Annotated in this window: 13 protein-coding genes and 1 pseudogene; 7 read left to right on the top strand and 7 right to left on the bottom strand. The window is 35.6% G+C overall.

Translation table 11 applies throughout. The annotated features are described in order from the left end of the window. Positions 1 to 761, top strand: a pseudogene (locus AC1DPQ_RS07395) (hypothetical protein); the annotation flags it as partial. An 80-nt stretch (positions 762 to 841) separates the two neighbouring features. Here the strand turns inward: AC1DPQ_RS07395 and AC1DPQ_RS07390 are convergent. Next, complete coding sequence (locus AC1DPQ_RS07390) at positions 842 to 1,147, bottom strand: hypothetical protein (protein WP_477582993.1); 306 nt, start codon at positions 1,145 to 1,147, stop codon at positions 842 to 844. 148 nt (positions 1,148 to 1,295) lie between these two features. On the opposite strand from AC1DPQ_RS07390, the gene AC1DPQ_RS07385 reads away from it, so the two are divergent. Further along, on the top strand, positions 1,296 to 1,448 hold the full coding sequence (locus tag AC1DPQ_RS07385) for a hypothetical protein (protein WP_215129302.1): 153 nt from the start codon (positions 1,296 to 1,298) through the stop codon (positions 1,446 to 1,448). Here AC1DPQ_RS07385 and AC1DPQ_RS07380 read toward each other — a convergent pair. From AC1DPQ_RS07380 to AC1DPQ_RS07365, 4 genes are all read right to left on the bottom strand, one after another. Next, positions 1,445 to 1,720: a hypothetical protein gene (locus AC1DPQ_RS07380; protein ID WP_116250017.1), complete on the bottom strand. Its 276-nt coding sequence runs from the start codon at positions 1,718 to 1,720 to the stop codon at positions 1,445 to 1,447. The genes AC1DPQ_RS07385 and AC1DPQ_RS07380 overlap by 4 nt on opposite strands. A 116-nt stretch (positions 1,721 to 1,836) precedes the next feature. Then, on the bottom strand, positions 1,837 to 2,988 hold the full coding sequence (locus AC1DPQ_RS07375; protein ID WP_477608590.1) for a hypothetical protein: 1,152 nt from the start codon (positions 2,986 to 2,988) through the stop codon (positions 1,837 to 1,839). 181 nt (positions 2,989 to 3,169) lie between these two features. Then, entirely contained in the window at positions 3,170 to 3,976 is an 807-nt protein-coding gene (locus tag AC1DPQ_RS07370) for a lysophospholipid acyltransferase family protein (protein WP_477608588.1), read from the bottom strand. A gap of 339 nt (positions 3,977 to 4,315) precedes the next feature. Further along, positions 4,316 to 6,067, bottom strand: coding sequence for a lysophospholipid acyltransferase family protein (locus AC1DPQ_RS07365; RefSeq protein WP_477608586.1), 1,752 nt, complete (start codon positions 6,065 to 6,067; stop codon positions 4,316 to 4,318). Positions 6,068 to 6,162: 95 nt separating this feature from the next. Here AC1DPQ_RS07365 and AC1DPQ_RS07360 point away from each other — a divergent pair, with 95 nt between their 5' ends. Next, entirely contained in the window at positions 6,163 to 7,062 is a 900-nt protein-coding gene (locus AC1DPQ_RS07360; protein WP_477608584.1) for a ComEA family DNA-binding protein, read from the top strand. A 75-nt stretch (positions 7,063 to 7,137) separates the two neighbouring features. Here the strand turns inward: AC1DPQ_RS07360 and AC1DPQ_RS07355 are convergent, their stop codons facing one another. Beyond that, complete coding sequence (locus tag AC1DPQ_RS07355; protein WP_477584845.1) at positions 7,138 to 7,386, bottom strand: hypothetical protein; 249 nt, start codon at positions 7,384 to 7,386, stop codon at positions 7,138 to 7,140. A 207-nt stretch (positions 7,387 to 7,593) separates the two neighbouring features. On the opposite strand from AC1DPQ_RS07355, the gene AC1DPQ_RS07350 reads away from it, so the two are divergent. Further along, entirely contained in the window at positions 7,594 to 8,745 is a 1,152-nt protein-coding gene (locus AC1DPQ_RS07350) for an acyl-CoA dehydrogenase family protein (RefSeq protein ID WP_230143489.1), read from the top strand. A gap of 213 nt (positions 8,746 to 8,958) precedes the next feature. Continuing rightward, entirely contained in the window at positions 8,959 to 9,135 is a 177-nt protein-coding gene (locus tag AC1DPQ_RS07345; RefSeq protein WP_477584846.1) for a DUF6496 domain-containing protein, read from the top strand. A gap of 85 nt (positions 9,136 to 9,220) precedes the next feature. Here AC1DPQ_RS07345 and AC1DPQ_RS07340 read toward each other — a convergent pair whose 3' ends face one another. Next, positions 9,221 to 9,607: a hypothetical protein gene (locus AC1DPQ_RS07340; RefSeq protein WP_029277247.1), complete on the bottom strand. Its 387-nt coding sequence runs from the start codon at positions 9,605 to 9,607 to the stop codon at positions 9,221 to 9,223. Positions 9,608 to 9,775: 168 nt separating this feature from the next. Here AC1DPQ_RS07340 and rpsU point away from each other — a divergent pair, with 168 nt between their 5' ends. Continuing rightward, complete coding sequence (rpsU, locus tag AC1DPQ_RS07335) at positions 9,776 to 9,970, top strand: 30S ribosomal protein S21 (protein WP_086549247.1); 195 nt, start codon at positions 9,776 to 9,778, stop codon at positions 9,968 to 9,970. A 163-nt stretch (positions 9,971 to 10,133) separates the two neighbouring features. Continuing rightward, positions 10,134 to 10,306, top strand: a 173-nt coding sequence (locus AC1DPQ_RS07330; protein ID WP_477608592.1) for a site-specific integrase, incomplete at its 3' end; no start/stop codon positions are given.

The raw sequence follows: 10,306 nt of genomic DNA, 5'->3' as shown, positions 1-10,306 counted from the left end.
GTACTAATGCTGCCCATAATGGTGGTTCGTTAAAATATGTAAGAGTAGAATATGCTGGTCGTGTAATTACTACCAACTCTAAAGAACAAAATGGTTTCTCATTCTACTCAGTAGGTAGTGGAACAGTATTAGAAAACCTGGTTTCTTACAAAGGAAATGATGATGGTTTCGAATTTTATGGTGGAACTGTAAGTGCTAAAAACTTAATTTCTTATGGTAATGCTGATGATGCTTTCGATTGGCAAGATGGCTGGAGAGGTCAAGACAATACCAACTGGTTTGCTTATCAAACTGGTGTGGCTAACTACGGCATGGAAGTAGAAGCAAAAAGTGTTAACAATGCATTTTGGCCTAAAGTAACCAATATTACTTTAAAAAGAGCTGCTGGTACCACAACTGAAGCACAAAGTGAAATTCAGTTAGATGCTTTACAATTTAAAGCACAGGGTAATGGCGATTACAGCAATATCGTAATTGATGGATATAATAGCCAAACAACTCCAACAGCACTTGTCGGTGGGGCAGTTCAAATCAAAGATTTAGTTACTTATAACGATCAGGTATTAACTGGAAAAATTAAATTAACAAACGTAAAAATAACTAATACCCCTACATTGTTCATCGCAGGTGCAACAACTTTCACAGTAAACGCAGCAAGTTTTGGTACCAACTGGACTACTTCAACTACTGCAACGGGTGCTTCTTTAACAAAAGGAAAATGGGCTACTGTTGATGGTGTAGATTTGTTAGCTAATCTATAATAGCAAACTATTCTTTAATAAGCATAAAAAAGTGGGTGTTCATCATAATGGTGAACACCCGCTTTATTTTATAATCGTATTTATACTGCCTCTTTAACCTCTTCTTTTGCTTTCTTTGCTACAGCAGGTTTAGCAGCTTTTGCCTTCGGAGTCGCAGGAGTAACTTCCTCTTCTTTGATATATGGCGTTATAGAATCATCTTGAGTGGCGAAAGTAACTTTTTTAGTTAATTGCTTTGCAAATTTTTCGATTACTTTATCGGCTTTTTTTGCTTTGCCATACTGGATAACAAGTTCGTTAAATGCAAGGGCTAATTTCGATTCTAATTCTTTGCGTAGTTTTTTGCTTGTCGAATGACTTTTCGACTTGGATTTGTTCTTTTTCATCTAAAACTTATGGGTTTTCCCAAAGATAGAGAATCGGAAAGTTAAATTAATATTATGATTATGTTAACACGTAGCTAACTGCTTAACATATAAAATATTTCTCATAACTTAGGTTAAATCACATAGGTTAGAATTTAATCGAACGAATATGAATTATCCAATATTAATCGGTGTTGCGGTTCTGGTCATTATTTTAATTGCCTACCTGATCAAAAGAAACCAAAAAGACAAAAAGGAATTTGAAGAAGAGGTAATCCAGTCTGAACTTCCGCCTGAGAAAGATGATAAAGAAAACAACTAAAAAGTACTTCCTGGTGCTATATCGCCGCCAAGATCTAGGGTATTCTGGAAACCTTCCAGGTATTGAAGTAAATGTCGTTCAGCATTTGCGTAAGAAGTAAATGTTGATGCGGGCTCATAAGCATCAGAATCGGTTTTGCTTTTGTAAAATGAACTGATTTTGAAAACGAAAACTTTGCCATCGTTAATCGGCGACATAATTCTAGCCTTTATAGCGTGACCGTTCACCTCAACAAAAAACTCCTTTAAAACGGTATAGATAATAGCAGACATAGACAAGGTTTTAGATTTAACTCAATATGAGAAATCTAAATTACCTTAAATAGCTAATGAATCAACCTGTTATTGATAAAATAACGATTTTTTAACATTAATTTAATATGAAGGGCTTATTTCTTAGGCTCATATGCATAAACTACTTCGTATTTACTGTTCTTGAAATTTGATGAAAGTTGTCCGATTTTTAGATTCTGAGCCTGGGGTGTAGGCTCGCAGTACGAATACTTTTTGCCCTTATAAGTAATCGGTTCGCCAACTGGTTTGTCAAACTGAACAGCGATAGTTAAATGTTTAGGGTATAGCAAGGCGATCATCGGCAGGTTATATATTTCCTTTACCAAGTAGAAAAATAGTGCGGCCCGGTCATCGCAATCGCTGTAGGTACTTAATAATGTTTGTTCGGGCGAGAAACGTTTTTCCTTGCCAAAATTTTCACCGTCATCTTCATATAAAAAACCATAACGGGTAAATCTCATCAGGTAATCGACACCTTTTTTCTGATCCATGCCTTTCAGGTTTTCTTTCAAGGTGGGAATAAGAGAGCTGTAGGTTTCCCGGCTCAAAGGGATATTAAAATAACTCTCAAAATCGACTACCGGATAGTTTTTGAAAATGGTTTGTACATCTTCATTAACTTTTAACTTAAAATGATGGATTTTTTGACGATAGCTAAATTCGATATCTTTTTCCTGATAACTTTCTGGTTTAAAATCGGGCATTCGGGTAACCTTATAAGAGAAAGGATTTTTAGCTTCTGGAATTAAAATTTTAACAGGCTTATAAGCATCGGCCTGTTTAAACAGTTTGCCATAATCGTGGTAATTTAAGCACATAAACTTTTTATCGTCAATCATAAAAAACGGAATATCGCTGATATCCTCTTCATTTCTTACATAAAAGATAACCTGATCATTGCCTACAGCTAATCTTGCATCGTAGCCGCATTTACTCAGTAAAAACCATTTGTATAAAGTATAGCTAAAATAATTATCTGCTTTTGGACTAATCTGTTCGGCTGTTTTTCGGATCAGTTGATAATAAATCCAATCGTTTAAATTATATTTTTTCTGGTATTTTTCTAAAGACGAGATAAGAGGTGCGTATTGGCCAGAAGAGATGCGGCTGTAAAAGTTTGAAACGGCTGATGTAGTTGCTGTTTTTGGTATTGGAAAAACGACTGAAGAATCTACACTAAAGTTGAAAGTTCCATCATAAAAATCAAAAGAATAATTCTGTCCCTTCGAGATGATGGCATTCATCATCAGGCAAACGAACAAAATGGTCCTCAAAATATATATGTAACTCCCTCTTTTCAAACCGCTCCATATTTGGTTACATTAAATTTACTTATTATTAACACAAAAGCAACAATTTCTTTATGTCAACAATAAGGTTGGTGCTTAACGGGAAATTAACATTGTATTTTCATGATTCCGGATCAGCTTACTTTTTTAGGGCATAAAGCCCTTTTCTTAAATGTTTTAAAAGCGAGGTATTACAATCTTTACAGTCTATTTCTTTCAAATGAATGGGTTTGCCGATACTGATTTTTAACTGGTGACCATTTTTGTTGAATAACTCTGAAATAAGCTTTGCTGTTTGTAACGAAGGGTGTATAAATTTCAGCAGGCTAAAAAAGATGCCATTATTACCATGAAAATATACCGGTAGTATGGGTACATTGGCTTTTGAGATGATTTTCCCAACCACGGGATGCCATTCACGGTCGGTAATCTGATTTTTTCTGAATTTATAAGAAGAAACTTCGCCTGCCGGAAAAATAGCAACAGGACTACCATCTTTTAAAACTTTTAAAGTTGTTTTTAATCCGCTAATACTTGATGAATCCTGAACTTTTTCGAACGGATTTACCGCGATAATACATTTCTCCAGATTTGGGATTTTTTTTAACAGAAAATTCCCCATAAACATCGTATCAGGTCGGTAATTGGCAAGAGTACTTAATAATGCCAATGATTCTATAGCACCGTAGGGGTGGTTTGCAATCGCAATAAATGCACCTTCTTTAGGAATGTTGGCTAAATCCTCATCAGTGATCTGAATGGTAACGCCCAGAACATCCAGAATATGATTGGCAAATTTTTCTCCTTCTAAGGTATTCGCATCTCTAATAATTCCATTGAAGTCGTTAATCTTCAAGAACCTCATTAAAAAGGAAGCAAGGCCAGGGATTGGAATGTTACAAATGCCTGTTGCCTTTGAAAAATTCTCTTTAGAAATGACTGTCATAATTATAGTTCAAAATCGATTCCATTAGGGAAGCAACTTGATAAATGATTTTTTATTTGAGCTAAATATAAGGGCGGGAAACATTCGGTTCTCACGAAGAAGAATGTTTATCATAGCTCATACAGAGTACCTAAAGATAATGGAATAATATGAACAACAGCGTATTAATCGATTAAGAAATTGTAAGGAAGAAAATTCTATAAATAATATTTCATTAACACCAATTTAACAGGGTAAACCTACTTTTGTGGCATAAATATTTGGTTAGTATTTATAAAGTTTAGGTTAGTTGATAATAAAAAACCCAGATGGATGTCTGGGTTTTTTTATGGAATTCGTTTATAGATTCTTGCCGAGCTTTTCGAGCATTTCTGGTGGAATATTATGCGTATCAACCACTAAGAAGCCGTCTAAACAATCGGAAAATTTAGGATCGATATTAAATGAGATAATCTTCGCATTCAGGTTCATATACTGCCTCAACAATACCGGAATCTTAATATGCGAGTTTTCGATATCGCCGATAATGCTATCCAGATCTTTAAAAGACTCGCTGCTATCAACCAATGTATCTGTAGAAATTGGTAAAAGATCAGCTTTAAACTTGTTTCTTGGCTTCACATATTTTGCCATCTCATAATCGAAATGGTTTTTTGTAATGTAATCTACAATTAAGGCCTTGCTAAATTTAGAGAAGTTGTTGCTGATACTTACCGGTCCAAACATGTAGCGATACTGTGGGTTATCGATCAGGTATTTTAAAATTCCTTTCCAAAGCAAAAATAATGGAAGTGGTTTGCCCTGGTATTCTTTTCTGATCCACGATCTGCCCAGCTCGATTCCCTGTCTCAACATTGGGTAGAATTGATCTTTCATTTTAAACAGTTCTGATAGGTAGAATCCACGGCGGCCCATGCTTTCTAAAATCTCATCACCTTTACCAATCCGGTAAGCACCTACAATATTTTCTAAATCCTTATCCCAAATAAATAAGTGGTTATAGTAGATGTCGTAATTGTCGAGATCGATTTTTTTGTTGGTTCCTTCACCAACCTCTCGGAAAGTAATTTCGCGCAAACGGCCAATTTCTCTTAAAATATTGGGGATTTTTAAAGTCGGAACAATGTATACTTCGTAATTTTTTTCCGTCCAAACTTTAAAATCTTCTAAAAGTATCACCTCATTTTTAATTAAAAGCCTCGAAGTTTCTTCAATTACCTCAACAGGTTTCTTTTTAATTTTGAACAAGTTTAGTGGATTAAAGAGTTTTTTCTCTGTATCTAAGCCAATACCAAGTGCATATGTACGGGCCCTTAAAAAGTCCATCAGTTTATTGCTGCTGTTCATGTGCGAAATTTCAGATACGGCTATTGGTTTGCCAATCCGTACCTTAATGGTGCGCCCATGTTTATTTAAAAACTCCGAAGGTAACTTTGCAGTACGCAGGGTAGGGTGGATGAAGCTTAAAATATTAAAGAAAACCCCGTTATTACCGTGAAAATAAATAGGTACAACGGGTACTTTTGCTTTAGCAATCAGTTTTCCAACAACAGGATGCCACATCCTGTCGGTTACCTGTTGGGCATCCAACTTAAAGGTAGAAACCTCTCCTGCAGGGAAAATCCCGATCGGAACCCCGTTTCTAAGCAGATCAAAAGTAGTTTTTAAACCACTGATGCTCGATGTATGTTGAACGTTTTCGAAAGGGTTAACAGCAACAAAAAACTCATCAAGGTTCGGTATTTTTTTCAGAATAAAGTTTACCATCACCTTGGCATCTGGCCTAACCGTACATAAAAGTTTAACCAAAGCCAAACCTTCTACACCTCCATAAGGATGGTTTGCAATGGCAATAAATGGTCCTGTTTTCGGAATGCAATTTAAATCATCATCGTCAAATTCGATAGAAACGCCAATGGTTTCCAGTATCTTATCTACAAACTCTAAACCTTTAAAGTGTTGATTTTGAGCGAATACATCATTAATGTCGTTCAGTTTCATGATCTCCATCATCAAACCCGCTAAACCTGGTACACCTAGCTTATCTATCTTTGTTGCTTTCGCAAACTCAGATGTAGTTATGATCTTCATATAAAATTCTTATGGCGTTGATAGGCAAAACCTGTTCTGTTTTGCAATTCCAAAAATAAGATTTATATTTATAATACACATGTCATATCGCATCAATGAGAATTTGGCTCAACAAAAATTTTGGTGTTAGCAAAAGTGAATTTAATGGATTGCTATTTCTAGTCTTTATTATTATTGTAATTAAGGCAACACCTATTATATATGGCTATTATCGGCCCCTTTCAAATGATGGTTCAAATCTTTTAGCACAAATTCAGAAGATAACCATAACAGATCAGGTATATGCCCATACCATTCGTGATCGGATTGAAAATTCGAATCCCAAAAAAACGGTTAAACTTTTCAAATTCAATCCCAATACTTTAGATGCACAGGGTTGGCAAACTCTAGGTTTATCAGCAAAACAGGCACAATCGGTTATGAATTATACCGCTAAGGGCGGTAAGTTTTACAAAGCCGAAGATCTTCAGAAAATGTATACCATTTCGCCAGAAATGTATAAAAAGATATTGCCCTATGTTAACATACCCGATCAGCCCATCAATACCTCAAGAAAATATGCACCTTTCGATAAAAAAGAATACGCTAAAAAAACTTTAGTAATCGTCGATATTAATAAGGCCGATTCTGCACAACTGGATAAGATAAAAGGCATTGGCGGAACTTTTGCGCTTAGAATTATTAAATACCGTGAACGTTTAGGTGGTTTTTACAAGAAAGAGCAGCTTCTCGAAGTTTATGGATTAGATTCTAATAAGTATGCCGAAATTAAAGATCAGATTGAAATCAGTAATGCCCCATTAAAAACAATAAATATAAATACAGCAACGTTTGATGATTTAAAGCGCAATCCATACCTCTCTTACAAGCAGATCAATGCCATTATTCAATACCGTAAGCAGCATGGCAATTATGCTAACTCATCCGATTTAAAAAAGATCATCATTTTAAACCAAGAGGTTATTGATAAGATTACGCCTTATATTTCTTTTTAGCACCTTGAATTTAAAGGTTAAGTTTTAAATATTATTTGAAAAGCAACCCCCAAATCATAGTGCTGGCCGCGCCACCTAAACCTGATCGGAACGAACACGTAGTGCAACGGAGTAAAGTGGAGAGCAGGGCTGAATAACGCCAAACGCTTCTGTACCTGATTTCCAAAAAAAGACAACCAAATTAAAAATTATGTATTTCCTGTTCTGAGCTAGTATAGGAGTTAATTGTCTGCAAAGTTTAAGAGAATCCATTTTCAACAAATGTTTTGCGAAAAACTGAATGTATTCATCTACTATCATTCCTTCAATTTTATCTATATTCATCAAAAACACCATATAATTAGTTTATTTGGCTATAGTTGTAAGAAAAATAGAAAAAAACTTTCTCCGTTAATTTCAAGGTTTAAAATTAACCGATAAACTAATTGAACCGAATACCATTTCATTCTGTAATTGCACAAATATTTAATGGTAATTAACTATCAAATAATTGTTTATAATTGCCTCAACTAACTTTAAAATATAAATTTAATGAGCGTAAGCTTCGATTTTTCAGAAACAGAAACTCAGCAGAGTGTAAAGGCCATGGTCCGCGATTTTGCAGAGAAAAACATTCGTCCACATATAATGGAATGGGATGAGGCACAGCATTTTCCTGTCGAATTGTTTAAACAGCTCGGCGAATTAGGTTTAATGGGTGTTTTGGTTCCCGAAGAATATGGAGGCTCTGGATTGGGCTATCAGGAATATGTTGATGTAATTGTAGAAGTGGCCCGGGTTTGTGGTTCAATCGGCTTATCATTGGCTGCACACAATTCTTTATGTACCGGGCATATTCTGGCCTTTGCCAATGCAGAACAGAAGCAGAGGTGGTTACCAAAACTGGCTACGGCCGAATGGATTGGTGCCTGGGGTTTAACAGAAGCAAACACAGGTTCGGATGCGTTGAGAATGATGACCACCGCTGTTGAAGATGGCGATGACTATATAATAAATGGTGCAAAAAACTGGATTACCCATGGCAAAAGCGGCGATATCGCTGTGGTAATGGTAAGAACCGGGGAGCAGGGAAGTTCGAAAGGGATTTCGGCCATTGTGGTAGAGCGAGGTACACCAGGTTTTACAGCAGGCAAAAAAGAAAATAAATTAGGCATGCGTGCATCAGAAACCACAGAAATGATTTTTGATAACTGCCGTGTGCCAAAAGCTAATTTATTGGGTAATGTTGGCGAAGGTTTTAAACAGGCGATGAAAGTGTTAGATGGCGGAAGAATTTCTATTGCGGCATTGGCTTTAGGTATTGCAAAAGGTGCTTTTGATGCTGCGGTAGCGTATTCAAAACAACGCCAGCAGTTTGGTCAGCCAATCTCCAGCTTTCAGGCCATTAGTTTTAAACTGGCTGATATGGCTACCGAAATTGAAGCAGCCGAATTATTGATCCGCCAGGCGGCAGATTTAAAGAACAGGCATTTGCCCATGACAAAAGAATCGGCCATGGCAAAATACTTTGCCTCAGAGGTTTCGGTAAGGGTAGCAACAGAAGCTGTTCAGATATTTGGCGGTTATGGTTATACCAAAGATTTTCCGGTAGAAAAATTTTATCGCGACAGTAAATTATGTACAATAGGCGAAGGAACGTCTGAAATACAAAAAATTGTAATCGCAAGAGAGGTGTTAGCTTAAAGCTAAAAGACTAAAGCTGGAACTTAGTTAACGAAAAACCAAATATATTATGAGCATTCGGACGGTTTAACCACCTCCGGATTTTTTTGTTTTAAAATTTTCAAAACCAACTTTCAATTGCCGGTGTTTTTACTAAGATTAAAAGACTAAAAAGTAATAACCAATGGGCAATTACCAATGAACTATTGACCATTGAACTAATGAATTAAAAATATGGCAAAGTATTCAGAAAAAGCTGGTGAGAAAGTAGAAAAAACCATGCACGAAATGAAAGAAGGTAAGCTTAAAAGCGGATCAGGTAAAAAAGTGACTTCTAAAAAGCAGGCAATTGCTATCGGATTATCGGAAGCCAGGAAAGAAGGAGCGAAGGTACCTAGGAAAAAAGATTAAAGACCAAAGCTGAAAGAACAAAGCAAATATAGATACTCTAAGCTACCTGCACAGCGCTTTAAGCTTTGGTCTTTGGACTTTCAGCTTATTGCGGTATATCTTTAGTAGTTAAAATGCTGTCTACTACATAAACGCTAAATCCGCGCCAAGGCAGGGTATTTTTATATTCCTTATAGTGGAGTTCGTAAAATTTGCCACTATTGGCCATCATTTTATCTGCAATTTCTTTACTTGCAATAGAAAACTCAAACTCATTATTTTGTAATGTTCCCGCTTGTCTGGATTTTACCCCACTCTGGATCAATTTCCCTTCGTAGGTTTTAAACAGATAACCTTTCTTTACTACATAATTTAATTCGCCGGCTTTAACGCCTTCGCCAAAAACAAAGAAATACCGGTAATAGCAAATTGCTACTAGTAAAATAACAACTATAACCGCGATAATTGAGCCTACTTTTTTGCCTGTTGTCATATCATATAATGTATATATAAATGTAGGTAAACAACAGTTTAGTTTAACCAACGATTTAAATAAATTTTCTTTTTATAAAACCTTTCTCATTTTCAATATTTTGCTTACATTTGCAGCCCCGATAGCACGGGAAATTTTAAAAACCACGAGAGGAGGTATTTCAGCGTTATGATCATTATCAACATTAAAGACGGCGAATCATTAGATAAAGCCCTTAAACGTTTCAAGAAAAAGTTTGAAAAAACTGGTGTATTGAGAGAACTGCGTAGTCGCCAAGCATACGAGAAAAAATCCGTTGCTCGCCGTACTGAAATTAAACATGCTGTTTACATTCAGAATATGAATCAAGATACAACTGCATAGTTGTTTAAGATATAAATACGTTAAAGTCCTTCTGATGTAAAATCGGGAGGACTTTTTTGTTTTAAAAAGAAATCAAAAACTTTACAATAAACAATTAATTAATGATTTCTTTATATCAAAACTATTTGTAACTTCATATCAATGCCCCTCAAAAAGATATTGAATGTTGCTAAAAAGTTTTATAACCTATTTAACTCACGAGAAGCGCTATTCTCAGCACACCATTACCTCTTATCAAACAGATTTAGATCAGTTTGAAGAGTATGTCAATATTACGTTCGAGCTAAATTTTTTAGAAGTTAAGCATATTCACCTACGGAGCTATATGGTAGATCT

The sequence above is a fragment of the Pedobacter sp. 01T416_2 genome (assembly GCF_056398925.1).
The sequence above is the reverse complement of the archived record's forward strand: the minus strand, read 5'-3'. Positions and strand labels throughout refer to the sequence as shown.

Excerpts from the sequence above, each read along its gene's own strand:
- AC1DPQ_RS07390 (WP_477582993.1), bottom strand. The coding sequence starts at position 1,147 with ATGAAAAAGAACAAATCCAAGTCGAAAAGTCATTCGACAAGCAAAAAA.
- AC1DPQ_RS07385 (WP_215129302.1), top strand. The coding sequence starts at position 1,296 with ATGAATTATCCAATATTAATCGGTGTTGCGGTTCTGGTCATTATTTTA.
- AC1DPQ_RS07380 (WP_116250017.1), bottom strand. The coding sequence starts at position 1,720 with ATGTCTGCTATTATCTATACCGTTTTAAAGGAGTTTTTTGTTGAGGTG.
- AC1DPQ_RS07375 (WP_477608590.1), bottom strand. The coding sequence starts at position 2,988 with ATGATGAATGCCATCATCTCGAAGGGACAGAATTATTCTTTTGATTTT.
- AC1DPQ_RS07370 (WP_477608588.1), bottom strand. The coding sequence starts at position 3,976 with ATGACAGTCATTTCTAAAGAGAATTTTTCAAAGGCAACAGGCATTTGT.
- AC1DPQ_RS07365 (WP_477608586.1), bottom strand. The coding sequence starts at position 6,067 with ATGAAGATCATAACTACATCTGAGTTTGCGAAAGCAACAAAGATAGAT.
- AC1DPQ_RS07360 (WP_477608584.1), top strand. The coding sequence starts at position 6,163 with ATGAGAATTTGGCTCAACAAAAATTTTGGTGTTAGCAAAAGTGAATTT.
- AC1DPQ_RS07355 (WP_477584845.1), bottom strand. The coding sequence starts at position 7,386 with ATGAATATAGATAAAATTGAAGGAATGATAGTAGATGAATACATTCAG.
- AC1DPQ_RS07350 (WP_230143489.1), top strand. The coding sequence starts at position 7,594 with ATGAGCGTAAGCTTCGATTTTTCAGAAACAGAAACTCAGCAGAGTGTA.
- AC1DPQ_RS07345 (WP_477584846.1), top strand. The coding sequence starts at position 8,959 with ATGGCAAAGTATTCAGAAAAAGCTGGTGAGAAAGTAGAAAAAACCATG.
- AC1DPQ_RS07340 (WP_029277247.1), bottom strand. The coding sequence starts at position 9,607 with ATGACAACAGGCAAAAAAGTAGGCTCAATTATCGCGGTTATAGTTGTT.
- rpsU (WP_086549247.1), top strand. The coding sequence starts at position 9,776 with ATGATCATTATCAACATTAAAGACGGCGAATCATTAGATAAAGCCCTT.